We start from the raw sequence: 14,812 nt of genomic DNA on the forward strand, positions 1-14,812 counted from the left end.
GCGAATGCCGGTGGGCAGGCGCGGAACGGAGGCGGAGCCGGCGCGGACCGTCGCCGGGGTCGCGAATTATAGCCCCGGCGCTAAACTGGACTCGATTCCCGCAGCTGAACGGAGGCCGCCATGGGCCAGTGGACCGATCTGGACACCCCGCACGGGCCGGTTGCGGCCTGGCGCGCCGAGCCTACCGGGCCCTCGCGCGGCGCGCTGGTACTGCTGCAGGAGATCTTCGGGGTCAACGAGCACATCCGCAGCGTCGCCGACCGTTTCGGCCAGGCGGGCTACACCACTCTGGCGCCGGACCTGTTCGCCCCGGTCCAACCGCATATCGAGCTGGGCTACGGCAGCGAGGACGCCGCGCGCGGCGGCGAGCTGCGCAACGCGGTCGGCTTCGATCGCGCGGTCGAGATCGCCGGCGCCGCCGCGCACCGCCTGCAGGACGAAGGCCTGCGCACCGGCGCGGTCGGCTACTGCTGGGGCGGTAGCCTGGCCTTCCTGTGCAATACCCGTCTGGGCCTGCCGGCGGTGAGCTATTACGGCGCACGCACCGTGCCGTTCCTGGGCGAGCCGACGCGCGCACCCATTGTGTTCCACTTCGGCGAACGCGACGCCAGCATCCCGCCTGAGGCCATCGACGCCCACCGCGCGGCCCTGCCGAACGCGCCGATCTACCTCTACAACGCCGGCCACGGCTTCAACTGCGAGCCGCGCCCGGATTACCACGCCGACAGCGCGGACCTGGCCTGGAGGCGTACCCTGGACTTCTTTGCGGACGCGCTGAAATGAACCCCTGGCACCTGCATCCGCAACTGGCGGACGACACCCACCCGGTGGCGCAGTTCAAGCTGTGCGAATTGCGCCTGATGGACGACGCCAATCATCCCTGGTTGATCCTGGTGCCGCGGGTCGAGGACGCGGTCGAGCTCATCGACCTGGACGAGGCCCAGCAGACCGAACTGATGCGCGAAGTCGCGGTCGCCAGCCGGGCCCTGCAAAAGGCGTTTTCGCCGCACAAGCTCAACGTCGCCGCGCTGGGCAACCTGGTGCCGCAGTTGCACGTGCACGTGATCGCGCGCTTCCGCGAGGACATCGCCTGGCCGCGTCCGGTCTGGGGCATGGCGACCGCGCAGCCGTATTCGCCCGAAGCGCTGATCGGCCGCATCCGGCGCCTGCAGGACGCGCTGGCGGCGTGAGCGCGCGCGCGCCGCAGGCGCTGGCGCTGGCCGACGACGCCTGGTTGCTGCGCTACGCCGAGGGCGATGGCGCCGGCATCGACGATGCGATCAACGCGCGCGTGCATGCCGACGCGGCGCGCCTGCGCCAGCACGCGCCGGCATGGTTGCGCGATCTGGTGCCGGCCTACGCCAGCCTGGCGGTGTTCTTCGACACAGGCGCCATCGACGCCGAGCGCGTGCGCGCATGGCTGCACGACCGTTTGGGCGCCGACGATACGACGATGCGGATCGCCGCCGCGCGCACGATCGAAATCCCGGTCGTCTACGGCGGCGAGGACGGGCCCGACCTGGAAGCGGCCGCGGCCGAGCTGGGTCTGACGCCGCAGCGCTTGATCGAACGCCATGCCGCGGGCGAGTACGCCGTGGCGATGATCGGCTTCGCGCCCGGCTTCCCGTATCTGTCGGGCTTGGATCCCGCACTGGCGCTGCCGCGCCTGGCCACGCCACGCACGCGCGTGGCCGCCGGCAGCGTCGCCATCGGCGGCGCCCAGACCGGCATCTACCCGCGCGACAGCCCCGGCGGCTGGCGCATCCTCGGGCGCACGCCGCTGCGCCTGTTCGATCCCGCGCGCGAGCCGCCGACCGCCCTGCTGCCGGGCGACCGCGTGCGCTTTCGCGCCATAGACGCCGCCGCCGCGGCGGCGATCCGGGACGCGCGCGCATGACACGCACGCTCGAGGTCGTGGCGCCCGGTTTGCTGAGCACGCTGCAGGATCTGGGCCGCGACGGCTGGCGTCATCTCGGCGTGGCGCGTGCCGGCGCGCTGGATCCGGATGCCGCGCGCCTGGGCAACCGGTTGGTCGGCAACGCGCCGGACGCTGCGGTGCTGGAACTCACTCTGCAGGGCCCGACCCTGCGCTTCGACGCGCCGGTGCGTATCGCCCTGATCGGCCGCAGCACCGTGGCGCGTTTCGACGGCATCGCGCTGCCGATGGGACGCCCCATCGACCTGCCTGCCGGCACGCTCAGCCTGGGCGCGATACGCGATGGCGCGCGCGCCTGGCTCGCCGTCGACGGCGGCTTCGCGGCGGCGCCCGTGCTGGGCAGCCGCAGTACCGACCTGCGCGGCGGTTTCGGCGGCCACGAGGGCCGGGCCTTGCGCGCGGGCGACCGCCTCGCATTGGTTCCCGGTTCGATGTTCGTGACTCAAACGCCGCGCATTCCCGGCTGGTGGGCCGAGCCGGAATTCGGCGAGCATCCCGACGCGCCCGTGCGCTACTTGCCTTCCAACGATGCGGCGGCGACCGCCTTGGCCAGCCAGGCCTGGCAGGTCAGCGCCGCCAGCAACCGCCAGGGACTGCGCCTGCACGGCGCGCCCTTGACCAGCGCGCGCGCGGGCGGCCTGTCCGAACCGGTCGCGCCCGGCACGCTGCAACTGCCGCCCGACGGCCAACCCATCGTCTTGCTGGCCGACGCCCAGACCGTCGGCGGTTATCCGCGTCTGGGCCACGTCATCGCCGCCGACCTGCCGCGACTGGCGCAACTGCCTCCGCATGCGACGCTGCGCTTCCAAGCCTGCACCGCCGCACAGGCACAAGCCGCCGCGGCCGAAGCGCGGGTACGGCTGCAGCGCTTGTATTTGGCACTAGAACGCCCGCTGGCACGATTTCTGTCCGCCACCACGTGACCGGCCAAGCCGCGAGGCTCGCTCTGTGTGGGAGCGGCGTAAGCCGCGAATGCGTCATTTCAAGCTGCGATGTCAGTGATTCGCTTCGCGTCCATCGAGCCGCGACGCAAGCGTTGTAGCGCGGTCGCGGCTTGCGCCGCTCCTACAGTAGCTGACGTGGCGATCCAACAGCACCGCACCGCGACCACGCTCTCACCGCACACGACTTCGGGCACTGGCTGCTGCTGGCGCTACGTGCTTAGCATGCCCGTTCGACCCCGCTCCGGAGAGTTCGCATGCGTCCCGTCCGTCTGCTGTCTCTGTCCGCCTGCATCGTGCTCGCGCTGGTCGCGTGCAAAGCGCAGACGCCCGCCGCCCCCGACGCCGCTACGCCGGCCGCCGCGGCCACCGCCGCCGCCAACACCGACTGGCAGCCCGCGATCGATGCCTTCATCGAAGGCTACTTCAATCACTACCCGACCGCCGCTGCCAGCGCCGGCAAGCACGAATTCGACGGCAAGCTGCCCGATTGGTCGCCCGAAGCCCTGGCCACCACCGGCGCCTGGCTGGAGCAGCAACGCGCCAAGCTGGCCGCGTTCGGCGACGACAAGCTCGCCCCCGATCAGCGCTTCCAGCGCGAGTACGCCCTGTCGGTGATCGACGGCCAGCTGTTCTATCTGAAGGATTCCGGTTTCCCCAACAAGAACCCCGCCTTCTACGCCGGCGACCTCTCGCCGAGCATGTACCTCACCCGCCCCTACGCGCCGCTGCCGCAGCGCATGGCCGCGTTCGCCAGCTATCAGGAAGCCCTGCCCAAGGCCGCCGAACAGATCCGCGCCAACCTCAAGGGCCCGCTGCCGGCCAGCTACATCGAGTTCGGCAACATCGTGTTCGGCGGACTGGCCGAGTTCTTCAAGAACGACGCGCCCAAGGCCTTCGCCGAAGTGCCCGACGCCGCGCTGCAGGCGCGCTTCAAGGCCTCCAACGCCAAGGCCATCGAAGCCATGCAGGGCCTGTCGGACTGGCTGACGGCGCAGAAACCGCAGGCCACCCAGGACTATGCGATCGGCGCCGAGCGCTTCGCCAAGATGCTCAAGGCCACCGAGCGCGTCGACTTGCCGCTGGACCAGCTCAAGGCGATCGGCGAGGCCGACCTGGCGCGCAACCTGGCCGCGCTCAAAGCCGCCTGCGACCAATACGCCGCCGGCCAGACCATCAACGCCTGCATCGAGAAGGTCAACGCCGACAAGCCGCAGGGCGGCGCGGTCGAAGGCGCGCGCGCGCAACTGGTCGACCTGCGCAAGTTCCTGGTCGACAAGGACCTGGTGACCATCCCCGGCACCGAGGAGGCGCGCGTCGAGGAAGCGCCGCCGTTCAACCGCACCAACTTCGCCTACATCGAGATTCCGGGCCCGTACGAGAAGAACCTGCCCTCGGTCTACTACATCGCGCCGCCGGACCCGAAGTGGCCCAAGGCCGAGCAGGACGCCTACGTGCCGGGCAAGGCCGACCTGCTGTTCACGTCCGCTCACGAAGTCTGGCCGGGCCACTTCCTGCAGTTCCTGCACGCCAACCGCTCGCAGTGGAAGTTCGCCCAGTTGTTCGTGGGCTACGCCTACGCCGAGGGTTGGGCGCACTACACCGAGGAAATGATGTACGACGCCGGCGTCGGCGGCGCCACGCCCGAGATCCATATCGGCCAGCTCAGCAACGCCCTGCTGCGCGACGTGCGTTTCATCTCCGCGATCGGTCTGCACACCGGCGGCATGACCGTCGCCCAGTCCGAGCAGATGTTCAAGGACAAGGCGTTCCAGGATCCCGGCAACGCGCGCCAGCAGGCCGCGCGCGGCACCTACGACCCGGGCTATCTGAACTACACCATGGGCAAGCTGATGATCATGCAGCTGCGCGAGGACTGGACCGCCAGCCGCGGCGGCCGCAGCGCCTGGAAGGCCTTCCACGACCAGTTCCTGAGCTACGGCGGCCCGCCGGTGCCGCTGGTGCGCGCGCAGATGATGGGCGGCCCGGCCGAGGCCAAGCTGTGGCAGGCACCGGCGGCGGCATCCGCTCCTGCGGCCGCGCCGGCTGGCGCCGACAAGCCGCAGACCGCGCCCGGCACCTGAATCCACGCGCCGGGCTGCTACGGCGGCCCGGCGCAGGCGGTCGCGACACCCGACTTGGTGGCGCCCTGGGCCCTCACTCGGGGGGGCGATCCATGAGACCGAATATCGTCGCAGCGATCGTGCTGATCGCGATCGGCACCGTGTTCCTGCTCGACAATCTGGGCCTGGCCGACATCAGCCTGGGGCGCCTGATCCGGACTGGGTGGCCGGCGATCCTGATCGTGGTCGGCCTGGGCATGCTGTTCAGGCCCCATCGCAAACGCCAGGACGACTGAGGTCCGCTGCGACGCCGCTTTGAGGCAGAATCGCGGCGTGACCGTTCCGAACCGCAAACGCATCGATTTCAACTGCGACCTCGGCGAAGGTTGCGGCGACGACGCCGCGATCCTGCCCTACGTCAGCTCGGCCAACATCGCCTGCGGCGGCCATGCCGGCGACGACGCCACCATGCGCGCGACCCTGCGCCTGTGCCGCGAGCACGGCGTCGCGATCGGTGCCCACCCCGGCTACGAAGACCGCGAACATTTCGGCCGCCGCGTGCTGCCGCTGGACCGCGACGAGATCGGCATGCTGATCCTCAGCCAGCTCGCGCGCCTGGCCGCGATCGCCGACGACGAAGGCCTGCGCCTGAGCCACGTCAAACCGCATGGCGCGCTCTACAACCTGGCCGCCGACGACCGCATCGTCGCCGACGCCATCGTCGGTTCGGTCGCGGCCTTCGATCCCAAACTGGCTGTGTTCGGCCTGTCGGGCTCCGAACTCACCGCCGCCGCCGAAGCCGCCGGCCTGCGCGCCGTGCACGAAGTGTTCGCCGAGCGCGGCTACGGCCGCAACGGCCGCCTGCTGCCACGCGGCACGCCGGGCGCGGTGCTGGAGACCTTGGAGCAGGCGATCGCGCAGGTGCACAGCCTGGCCACGCGCGGCGAAGTCGTGTGCGCCGACGGCCACCGCCTGCCGTTGCGCGCCGACACCCTGTGCCTGCACGGCGATCGCGCCGACGCGCCCGAGTTCGCGCGCGCGGTACGCGCCGCGCTCGAGGCCGACGGCATCCGTGTCCTCGCGATCGACGCCGCATGACCGTAGCGGCCGCCCCGTCCCGCACCGTTTCCTCATCGCATCCATCGCGTCGCGACACCCAGCCCGCCTCTCCCGACACGGACGTCCCCACCGCCGGCAGCCCCGCTGCCGACAGGATCCGCTCATGAATTACTGGCCCTTGCTGGGCGTGGCCGCCGTCGTGCTCGGCTTCGCCTTGCGTCTGAATCCCGCCCTGGTCGTGGTGGTCGCCGGTTTCGTCACCGGCCTGGCCGCGAAACTCTCGCCGATGGACGTGCTCGAGGTATTGGGCAAGGCCTTCACCGACAAGCGCTTCCTGCTGCTGTTCCTGCTGACCCTGCCGGTGATCGGCCTGCTCGAACGCCACGGCCTCAAGGAACACGCCCAAGCCTGGATCGCGAAACTGCGCGGCGCGACGATGGGCCGCTTGCTGATCGCCTATTTGTTGATGCGCCAGTTGTTCTCGGCGATGGGCCTGACCAGCCTGGGTGGCCACCCGCAGACGGTGCGCCCGCTGCTTGCGCCGATGGCCGAAGGCGCGGCCCAGGTGCGCCACGGCGAGCTGCCCGAAGACGAACGCCAGCGCATCCGCGCGATGTCCGCCGGCACCGACAACGTCGGCCTGTTCTTCGGCGAAGACATCTTCATCGCCTTCGGCGCGGTGCTGCTGATCCAGAGCTTCTACGCCGAACACGGCATCCAACTGGACGCGTTGCAGATCGCGTTCTGGGGCATCCCCACCGCGATCTGCGCATTCGCTATCCACACCGTGCGCATCCTGCGTTTCGAGCGCCGCCTGGCCAAACGCCTGTCCGCGGCCAAGCCCGAGGCGCCGTCGGCATGATCACCCTCACCCACGCGTATTGGCTGCTCGGCGCCTACTTCGCCGCCCTGGCCTGGCGCGGCTGGCGCGACCGCGACAACCCGCGCCGCCACACCACCGCCCTGTTCTGGGGGCTGCTGGCGTTCCTGCTGTTCGCCGCCGAGCACTTGCCGCCCAAACTGGTCGGCGCGTTTGTAGTGGTGCTGGCCGTGCTGGCCGGCTTCGGCGGCGTGCGCATGGGCGGCTACCAGCAGAGCAGCACCGAAGAGAAACACCGCGAAGCGCAACGCCTGGGCAATCGATTGTTCTGGCCCGCGCTGCTGATTCCGGCGGTCACCCTGATCGGCGCGCTCGGCCTCAAGCGCATCCAGTTCGGCGGCACGCCGTTGCTGGAAACCGCCAACGTCACCCTGGTCTCGCTAACGATCGCTTGCACAATCGCGCTGGCCGCCGCATGCCGTCTGACCCGGCAGACGCCGTGGAGCGGCGTGGAGCAATCGCGGCGCCTGGTCGATTCGATCGGCTGGGCCGCCCTGTTGCCGTTGCTGCTGGCCTCGCTGGGCAGCGTGTTCGAGGCCGGCGGCGTCGGCCAGGCCACCGCCGCGGTGGTGCGCTCGGTGATTCCGGTCGACAACCCCTTCGTGGTGGTCGTCGCCTACGCGCTGGGCATGGCCTTGTTCACCATCATCATGGGCAACGCCTTCGCCGCGTTCCCGGTGATGACCGCCGGCATCGCCCTGCCGCTGCTGGTGCAGCAGCACGGCGCCGAAGCCGCCTCGCTGGCCGCGATCGGCATGCTCTCGGGCTACTGCGGCACCTTGATGACGCCGATGGCGGCCAACTACAACCTGGTGCCGGCCGCACTGCTGGAGCTCAAGGACCCGTACGGCGTGATCCGCGCGCAGTGGCCCACCGGCGCCGTGCTGCTGGCCTGCAACGTGCTGCTGATGTACTGGATCGCGTTCCGATGAGCGCGCGCAAACCGACTGTGCTGTTGACCGGCTTCGCGCCCTTCGGCGGCGAAAGCAGCAACCCCAGTTGGGACGCGGTGCAGCGCCTGGCCGGCAAGTCCGTGCGCGGCCACCGCATCGTCACGCGCTGCCTGCCCTGCGTATTCGGCGCCTCGCTGCGCGAGCTGCGCGCGGCCATACGCGACACCCGGCCTGCGCTGGTGCTGTGCGTCGGCCAGGCCGGCGGCCGCAGCCAGCTGTCGTTGGAGCGGATCGCGATCAACGTCGACGACGCCCGCATCCCCGACAACGACGGCGCGTGCCCCATCGACGAACCCGTGGTGGCCGAGGGCCCAGCGGCCTACTTCAGCGACCTGCCGATCAAGGCCATGCTGGCCGCACTGCGCGCCGCCGGCATCCCCGCCGAGATCTCGCAAACCGCTGGCACCTATGTCTGCAACCACGTCTTCTATGGCTTGATGCACGCGCTACGGCGCAGCCCCGGCGTGCGCGGCGGCTTCGTGCATATCCCGTATTCGCCGGCCCAGGCCGCGCAGCACCCGGGCGCGCCCAGCCTGTCGATCGAGCTCGTCTCCGAAGGTCTGCGCATCGCGCTGGCCACCGCGCTCACGACCGTTGCGGACAGCAGAATCGCCGCCGGCGCCGAGCACTGACGCGTCTGTTTGCCTCCCCCTTCCCGTCTTGCCCTTCGCTTTTCCTCCCCCTTTGAAAAAGGGGGACCGAGGGGGATTCGCTCTTGATCCGCAGCTAGAAGCAAATCCCCCCTAGCCCCCCTTTTTCAAAGGGGGGAATCAGGACAGCGGCGAATTCGCCCGCATCACGACGTTCGGCTCCCATTCGCCCACCACCAGCGAAGATGCCGCATCGCGTGACACAACGCCTCACCCCGGAGAACGCCATGCACCGTCGCCTGTCCGCCGCCCTGCTCTGCACCCTGGCCATGCTCGCCGCGCCCGTCGCCCAAGCCGGCCTGTTCGACAAGAACCCCGACCAGGTCGCGCAGGAAGCCGTCGCCAAGAACCTGCGTGCGGTCACTTTGTGGGTCGAAGCCAGTTGGGGTTTTCGCAACCAGGGCGCCGCCAACAACCTCAGCCGCGCCCACCAGTCGTTCACCACGCGCGGCTACAACGTGGTCAGCGTGGAGCCGTACATCGAGAACGGCGATTTGCAGGGCTTTTTCGTGACCTACCAGAAGCCGTAAGCCCAGTCCTGCGGCTTAACTCGACTTGATCACCCGCGTACCGGCGATCAAGTCGTGCAAGCAGCGCTTGTCGCGGCGGAAGATCATCAGCACATCGACGATGCCGAACACATTGCCGAGTATCGGCACGACGCTGGCCAGATTGATCGGCAGGTAGCGCCGCAACAACAGACGGCCCAGGCTGGGCTTGGCGCCGTCCATGTCCACGATCCTGATCTTGCAGATCCGCTTGCCCCAGGTTTGACTGTAGGCATGCAAGGGGTAGGCCTGAATCAGCGCGAACGCCGTGAAACCGATCGCCGTCCACAAGGCCAGCGTGCCGATCGGCATGAACATCCTTCCGGCTGCGCTGTTGGCGCGTACCTGCTCGAAATAGCCGCCGAAGTAGGCCATCGGGCCGGTGATCGCGAACACGATGATCGTGTCCAGCACGATCGCCACCAAACGGCTGAACCGACTCGCAAGCTCGCCATCCACAGGCGTGCTCTCGACCAGTTGCGCCCGCGGGCTGCGGTATGGGTTCTCTTCTTCCACGGTTCGTCCTTGCAGTGGTTGCCGATACGGCTCAGGTACGCGGCAGCGTCACGCCGGTCTGCCCCTGATACTTGCCGCCGCGATCCTTGTACGAGGTCTCGCAGACTTCGTCGGACTGGAAGAACAGCATCTGCGCCACGCCTTCGTTGGCGTAGATGCGCGCGGGCAGTGGCGTGGTGTTGCTGAATTCCAGGGTCACGTGGCCTTCCCACTCCGGCTCCAGCGGGGTCACGTTGACGATGATGCCGCAGCGCGCGTAGGTGCTCTTGCCCAGGCAGACCACCAGGGTGTCGCGCGGAATGCGGAAGTACTCGACCGTGCGCGCCAGCGCGAAGGAATTCGGCGGGATGATGCAGACGTCGTTCTCGATGTCGACAAAGCTGCCCGGGTCGAAATGCTTGGGGTCGACGATGGTCGAGTTGATGTTGGTGAACACCTTGAACTCGCGCGAGCAGCGCACGTCGTAGCCGTAGCTTGAGGTGCCGTAGCTGACGATGCGCTGGCCGTCGGCGGCGTGCTTGACCTGACCGGGCTCGAACGGCTCGATCATGCCGTGCTGCTCGGACATGCGACGGATCCAACGGTCGGACTTGATGCTCATGCGGGGGTCTCGGGGCGTACTGGGGGCGAAAGCGCCGTGACCGCCGATTGTAAGCGAGCCGGGCTGGGCGCCGCCCAGCCCGAGGCCGCCTGGCCGGGTCCGGGCCCGGCTCAGCCCAGCAGCGAGGCCGAAATCGAGGGCGCCACCCGCGGCCGCAGCGCCAGCCGCACCGCCAGATTGCGCGCCGCCGCGCGGTAGGCGCGGGCCGCCGCCGAGTCCGGCGCGGCCGCCACCACCGGCACACCGGCGTCGCCCTGCTCGCGGATCGCGATCTCCAGCGGCAGGCTGCCCAGCAAAGGCACCCCGTACTGCGCCGCCATGCGCGCGCCGCCGCCCTCGCCGAACACGTGCTCGGCATGCCCGCAGTTCGAGCACACGTGCACGGCCATGTTCTCGATCAGGCCCAGCACCGGCACATGCACCTTTTCGAACATCTTCAAGGCCTTGCGCGCGTCCAGCGTGGCCACGTCCTGCGGCGTGGTCACGATCACCGCGCCCGCCACCGGAATCTTCTGGGCCAGGGTCAGCTGGATATCGCCGGTGCCCGGCGGCAGATCGACGATCAGATAATCCAGCTCGCCCCAGCGCGTCTCGTTGAGCAACTGGGTCAGCGCCGAGGTCGCCATCGGACCGCGCCAGATCATCGGCGTGTCCTGCTCCACCAGCAGCCCGATCGACATCGCCGCGATCCCGTGCGCGTGCATGGGCTCGATGGTCTTGCCGTCCGGACTGTCCGGCTTGCCGCTCAACCCCAACATGGTCGGCACGCTGGGCCCGTAGATGTCGGCGTCCAACACCCCCACCCGCGCCCCGTCGGCCGCCAGCGCGAGCGCCAGATTGACCGCCGTGGTCGACTTGCCCACCCCGCCCTTGCCCGACCCGACCGCGATCAGATTGCGCACGTTTTCCAGCGGCGCCAGATTCGGCTGCACGGCGTGCGAGGTGATGCGCGCGTTGAGCTCCAGGCTGGCCAGGGTCTTGCCCTCGCCCGCGAGCAGGCTCGAGATCGCCTCACGCAGGGCCACCTCGATGCCGCGCACCGGGAAACCGCAGGTCAGCGCCACCGCCACCTGGCCGTCGGCATCCACCGCGCGCACTTTGGCGCCGGCCTCGGCGAGGGTGAAGTGGGTGTCGGGCAGCAAAAGGGCCGAAATCTGGCTTTGCAATGATTCGCTCAAACGGGTCACCTGATAAAGAGTCGCTGCGCAGCGCCCGAGATCATCGCAGGGCCGCAGCAGTCACATGATACCGCGGCCGTCGCTGCGGCCCAGCGCAGCGCGGCTTGCAAACGCGCTAAACGGTGATACGGGCGAAATAATCATCGAATAACACGCGTTTCTACCCGTTGGTATATCGAACTTAATCCCCGATAGCGCGGATATTGTCGCCAAGGAATCGCCGGGGACATTTATCGGCACTGGGTGCCGCACATAAATGACGCCTAGTTCTCCCAAAAGGGCGCTTTTCTACGAGTCGATCAGTACGGTCCATTTCGAGATCGCAACGTCGACCAGCACCCACCCCCCTACCTGTCCTGCGCCGAACCGGTTCGGCGCACTTTGCATAATCTGTCCACTCGATAAGCACATGCAAAGCGCGTTAAGGGCATGTTACGGTCGGTTCGTCGGGGGATTGACGACATAGAAATTGCCACGGATAGGCACACCATCCAAAAAGTTAGGGGATAACTCATGGAAGTAACCGAGAAGCGGCTGCCGCGCAGCCGTCTGACTGCTGCACTTTTGGCGGCTTTGATCGCGCCCGCCGCCGGCGGTGCGTTCGCCCAGGACGCCGCGCCTGCTCAACCGCAGCCCGCTAGCGATACGCCGACCGACATCGACAGCGTTACCGTGGTCGGCTCACGCATCAAGCGCGCCCAGATCGAAGGCCCGGCACCGGTCACCGTCATCAGCCGCGACGACATCGACAAACAAGGCTTCCAGACGGTCTCCGACATGCTGTCGTCGCTGACCCAGAACACCACCAACTCGTTCACCGGCGATCTGGCCGTCAACGGGTTCACGCCCAACGCCCAGGTGGTCAACCTGCGCAACCTCGGCCCGGGCTACACCCTGGTCCTGGTCAACGGCCGTCGCATCGCCGACTACCCGCAGCCCTACAACAGCGACCGCTCCTCCGTGAACGTCGGCGCCATTCCGTCCTCGATCATCGAGCGCGTGGAAGTGCTGGCGGGCGGCGCGTCCGCCATTTACGGTTCGGACGCGGTCGCGGGCGTGGTCAACATCGTTACCCGCACCAACTTCGACGGCAACCTGCTGCGCGGCACGGTCGGCACGACCGGCGCGGGCGGCGGCGACAGCGTCAACCTGGAGTACTCGGGCGGCCGCGTCGGCGACAACTGGAGCCTGACCTACGCCCTGCAGTACAACTACAACGAGCCGATCTTCGCGGCGCAGCGCGACTTCATGGACGACCTCCGTGACGGTCCGCGCGGCAACCGCGTCGGCCCCAGCCTGTCGCTGGTCGCGATCGACCTGCTCAACCGCAACCGCGCCGCGTACTATCCGGGCGACGCAGTCTGCGATCGCTTCGGTTTCTCGCCCTACCTGTCCGCCACCCGCGGCCAGATCTGCGGTTCTTACGATTCCGTGGCATCGCAGTCGATCTCGAACAAGCGCGAAGCGACCTCCGGTTACGCCTACGGCACCTACGACTTCAGCAACGGCATCCAGGGCTGGGCCAGCCTGATGCTGAACAACTCCGAATCGACCTCGAGCAGCGGCACCGAGTTCTGGGGCACCGGCGGCGATCCGTTCCTGCCCGCCAGCTTCTACTTCGACGAAGGCCTGGGCACCTACGTCCAGCTGCAGCGCGTGCTGACGCCGAAGGAAGTCGGTGGCAACACCGCGGTGGTCACCAAGTACAAGGAAAAGAGCTACGACTTCGCCACCGGCCTGCGCGGCGACTTCGGCGATCGTTTCGATTGGGATCTGTCCGCCTCGTACGGCCGCTACGACTACAAGTCCGACTCGCCGCGCCTGCTCGCTCAGAGCGTGCACGACTACTTCCTCGGTCCGCAGACCATCGACGACTACGGCTATGCGCACCACACCCTGAACCTGGATCGCTGGCACACGCCGCTGACCCCGGAACAGTACCGGGCCATGTCCACGCGCGTCATCAACAAGGGCTATACGTCCTCGGCGCAAGCGAACTTCGTCGTCAGCGGCGACCTGTTCGAGTTGCCGGCTGGCCCGATCGGTTTCGCAGGCACCATGGAGTTCGGCCATCAGACCATCGACCTGAAGAGCGATCCGCGCACCGACCCCTCGCGCACGCCGGATGCAAGTACGCCGTATAACCTGGTCAGCTCGGGCAACATCAAGGGCGAGCGCGATCGTTACGCGATCGGCGCCGAGTTCCGCGTGCCCCTGCTGGACACCCTGAGCGCACAGCTGGCCGGTCGTTACGATAAGTACGACGACATCACCGAAGTGGACGGCGCCTTCACCTACGGTCTGGGTCTGGAGTTCCGTCCGATCGAGCGCCTGCTGCTGCGTGCGAACTACTCCACCAGCTTCCGCGCGCCGGACATGCCGCTGGTGTTCGCGCAGGGTGTGGCTTCGTTCGCCGGCATCGTCGACTACTACGGCTGCCGCGCCGGCGGCGACACCGTCACCGAATGCCGTGCCAACAACCACCCGAGCCAGTACCAGACCCTGAACCAGACCGTCGGCAACCCCGACCTGCAGGAAGAAAAGGGCAAGTCGCTCACCGCCGGCTTCGTGCTCGACCTGATCGAAGGTATGTCGATGTCCGTCGACTACTACAAGATCACGCTGGACGACCAGGCCACGCGTCTGAGCCTGGACTACATCCTGCAGAACGAAGCCAACTGCCGCATCGGCACGCTGCCCGACGGCTCGCCGATTCCGCAGGGCCAGGGCTCGGCGTTCTGTCAGGACATCCTGTCGCGCGTGACTCGCCAGGTCGCCCCGGGCAACCCGAACGGTCGCGTCGTCAATGTCCGCGCCGGCTACATCAATGCGTCGCGTTCCGAGAACACCGGCATCGACGCGACCTGGCGCTACCGCTTCGATACGGATCGCTGGGGCAACTTCGATTTCAATCTGGCCTACAGCCTGAGCCTGGGTGAGAAGTACAAGCAGTTCGAGGAAGACGATCTGATCGACTACCGCGACCGCCTGGACAACGACAACCAGCGCAGCCGCGTTCGCGGCAGCGTGACCTGGGAGAAGGGCGACTGGACCACGACCGTGTTCGGTCAGCGTCTGGGCTCGGCGCCGAACGAGGCCGAAGCAGCGGGTCGGGATGCGGTGACCGGCGTTTACTACGGCGCACGTCTGCAGCCCTACATGCTCTACAACCTCTCGGTCGAGAAGAAGTTCGGCGAGAACATGGAGGCCGCGTTCGTCGTCAACAACGTGCTCGACAACACCCACCGCAAGGATCCGAGCAACACGGGCTATCCGTTCTTCAACCCGTTCATCGGTGCCGACCCGTACGGCCGCGCGTTCTTCCTGCGTCTGTCGTACAAGTTCTGATCCACTGCACTCCGCTACAAGAAAGGCCCGGCGCAAGCCGGGCCTTTTTCTTTGCGCGCTATCAGGAGCGCCATGTGCGGCATCACTCGGATTTGTTCGCGCAAGTCGCCGACGCAAGCGCAGCACGAGACGAAGCGAG

Annotated in this window: 15 protein-coding genes; 12 read left to right on the forward strand and 3 right to left on the reverse strand. The window is 68.0% G+C overall.

The features are described from left to right. Positions 1 to 120 precede the first annotated feature (120 nt). From ASE35_RS06950 to ASE35_RS07000, 11 genes are all read left to right on the forward strand, one after another. Entirely contained in the window at positions 121 to 783 is a 663-nt protein-coding gene (locus tag ASE35_RS06950) for a dienelactone hydrolase family protein (RefSeq protein ID WP_057163309.1), read from the forward strand. Continuing rightward, positions 780 to 1,190 (forward strand): HIT family protein, encoded by a 411-nt coding sequence (locus ASE35_RS06955; protein WP_057163310.1) that lies wholly within the window; start codon positions 780 to 782, stop codon positions 1,188 to 1,190. The genes ASE35_RS06950 and ASE35_RS06955 overlap by 4 nt, the downstream gene beginning before the upstream one ends. Then, on the forward strand, positions 1,187 to 1,897 hold the full coding sequence (pxpB, locus tag ASE35_RS06960) for a 5-oxoprolinase subunit PxpB (protein ID WP_057163311.1): 711 nt from the start codon (positions 1,187 to 1,189) through the stop codon (positions 1,895 to 1,897). The genes ASE35_RS06955 and pxpB overlap by 4 nt, the downstream gene beginning before the upstream one ends. Then, positions 1,894 to 2,859, forward strand: a complete 966-nt coding sequence (locus tag ASE35_RS06965; protein WP_057163312.1) for a biotin-dependent carboxyltransferase family protein — start codon at positions 1,894 to 1,896, stop codon at positions 2,857 to 2,859. The genes pxpB and ASE35_RS06965 overlap by 4 nt, the downstream gene beginning before the upstream one ends. Before the next feature lie 275 nt (positions 2,860 to 3,134). Next, positions 3,135 to 4,961: a DUF885 domain-containing protein gene (locus ASE35_RS06970; RefSeq protein WP_057159540.1), complete on the forward strand. Its 1,827-nt coding sequence runs from the start codon at positions 3,135 to 3,137 to the stop codon at positions 4,959 to 4,961. A 92-nt stretch (positions 4,962 to 5,053) separates the two neighbouring features. Next, entirely contained in the window at positions 5,054 to 5,236 is a 183-nt protein-coding gene (locus tag ASE35_RS06975) for a DUF5668 domain-containing protein (protein WP_056175562.1), read from the forward strand. 37 nt (positions 5,237 to 5,273) lie between these two features. Then, positions 5,274 to 6,038 (forward strand): 5-oxoprolinase subunit PxpA, encoded by a 765-nt coding sequence (locus tag ASE35_RS06980; protein ID WP_200956994.1) that lies wholly within the window; start codon positions 5,274 to 5,276, stop codon positions 6,036 to 6,038. Positions 6,039 to 6,162: 124 nt separating this feature from the next. After that, on the forward strand, positions 6,163 to 6,861 hold the full coding sequence (locus ASE35_RS06985; RefSeq protein WP_057163313.1) for a DUF969 domain-containing protein: 699 nt from the start codon (positions 6,163 to 6,165) through the stop codon (positions 6,859 to 6,861). Beyond that, on the forward strand, positions 6,858 to 7,811 hold the full coding sequence (locus ASE35_RS06990; RefSeq protein ID WP_057163314.1) for a DUF979 domain-containing protein: 954 nt from the start codon (positions 6,858 to 6,860) through the stop codon (positions 7,809 to 7,811). Before ASE35_RS06985 ends, ASE35_RS06990 begins: the two co-directional genes overlap by 4 nt. After that, entirely contained in the window at positions 7,808 to 8,464 is a 657-nt protein-coding gene (gene pcp, locus ASE35_RS06995) for a pyroglutamyl-peptidase I (RefSeq protein WP_057163315.1), read from the forward strand. The genes ASE35_RS06990 and pcp overlap by 4 nt, the downstream gene beginning before the upstream one ends. 245 nt (positions 8,465 to 8,709) lie before the next feature. Next, a complete protein-coding gene (locus ASE35_RS07000; RefSeq protein ID WP_057163316.1) occupies positions 8,710 to 9,012 on the forward strand; it encodes a hypothetical protein in 303 nt (100 codons plus the stop codon). Positions 9,013 to 9,027: 15 nt separating this feature from the next. Here ASE35_RS07000 and ASE35_RS07005 read toward each other — a convergent pair whose 3' ends face one another. The 3 genes from ASE35_RS07005 to apbC all read right to left on the reverse strand — a co-directional run bounded on the left by ASE35_RS07005 (position 9,028) and on the right by apbC (position 11,334). After that, positions 9,028 to 9,546 carry an RDD family protein gene (locus ASE35_RS07005; protein WP_162259027.1) on the reverse strand — a complete coding sequence of 173 codons (519 nt, stop codon included), beginning with the start codon at positions 9,544 to 9,546 and terminating at the stop codon, positions 9,028 to 9,030. A gap of 31 nt (positions 9,547 to 9,577) precedes the next feature. Then, positions 9,578 to 10,147, reverse strand: coding sequence for a dCTP deaminase (gene dcd / locus ASE35_RS07010; RefSeq protein ID WP_055899878.1), 570 nt, complete (start codon positions 10,145 to 10,147; stop codon positions 9,578 to 9,580). A 110-nt stretch (positions 10,148 to 10,257) separates the two neighbouring features. Next, positions 10,258 to 11,334 (reverse strand): iron-sulfur cluster carrier protein ApbC, encoded by a 1,077-nt coding sequence (apbC, locus tag ASE35_RS07015; protein ID WP_082611146.1) that lies wholly within the window; start codon positions 11,332 to 11,334, stop codon positions 10,258 to 10,260. 504 nt (positions 11,335 to 11,838) lie between these two features. Between apbC and ASE35_RS07020 the strand changes: the two genes are divergently transcribed. Further along, positions 11,839 to 14,673, forward strand: coding sequence for a TonB-dependent receptor (locus ASE35_RS07020; RefSeq protein WP_057163318.1), 2,835 nt, complete (start codon positions 11,839 to 11,841; stop codon positions 14,671 to 14,673). The last annotated feature ends 139 nt before the right edge of the window (positions 14,674 to 14,812 follow it).

Origin of the sequence: Lysobacter sp. Root916, from assembly GCF_001429785.1 — a bacterium.
Lineage (GTDB): Bacteria > Pseudomonadota > Gammaproteobacteria > Xanthomonadales > Xanthomonadaceae > Lysobacter.

What these genes read in the sequence shown, in the direction of transcription:
- ASE35_RS06955 (WP_057163310.1), top strand. Translation starts at nt 780, where the DNA reads ATGAACCCCTGGCACCTGCATCCGCAACTGGCGGACGACACCCACCCG.
- ASE35_RS06950 (WP_057163309.1), top strand. Translation starts at nt 121, where the DNA reads ATGGGCCAGTGGACCGATCTGGACACCCCGCACGGGCCGGTTGCGGCC.
- ASE35_RS07020 (WP_057163318.1), top strand. Translation starts at nt 11,839, where the DNA reads ATGGAAGTAACCGAGAAGCGGCTGCCGCGCAGCCGTCTGACTGCTGCA.
- pcp (WP_057163315.1), top strand. Translation starts at nt 7,808, where the DNA reads ATGAGCGCGCGCAAACCGACTGTGCTGTTGACCGGCTTCGCGCCCTTC.
- ASE35_RS06975 (WP_056175562.1), top strand. Translation starts at nt 5,054, where the DNA reads ATGAGACCGAATATCGTCGCAGCGATCGTGCTGATCGCGATCGGCACC.
- ASE35_RS06965 (WP_057163312.1), top strand. Translation starts at nt 1,894, where the DNA reads ATGACACGCACGCTCGAGGTCGTGGCGCCCGGTTTGCTGAGCACGCTG.
- ASE35_RS06990 (WP_057163314.1), top strand. Translation starts at nt 6,858, where the DNA reads ATGATCACCCTCACCCACGCGTATTGGCTGCTCGGCGCCTACTTCGCC.
- ASE35_RS07000 (WP_057163316.1), top strand. Translation starts at nt 8,710, where the DNA reads ATGCACCGTCGCCTGTCCGCCGCCCTGCTCTGCACCCTGGCCATGCTC.
- dcd (WP_055899878.1), bottom strand. Translation starts at nt 10,147, where the DNA reads ATGAGCATCAAGTCCGACCGTTGGATCCGTCGCATGTCCGAGCAGCAC.
- ASE35_RS06985 (WP_057163313.1), top strand. Translation starts at nt 6,163, where the DNA reads ATGAATTACTGGCCCTTGCTGGGCGTGGCCGCCGTCGTGCTCGGCTTC.
- ASE35_RS06970 (WP_057159540.1), top strand. Translation starts at nt 3,135, where the DNA reads ATGCGTCCCGTCCGTCTGCTGTCTCTGTCCGCCTGCATCGTGCTCGCG.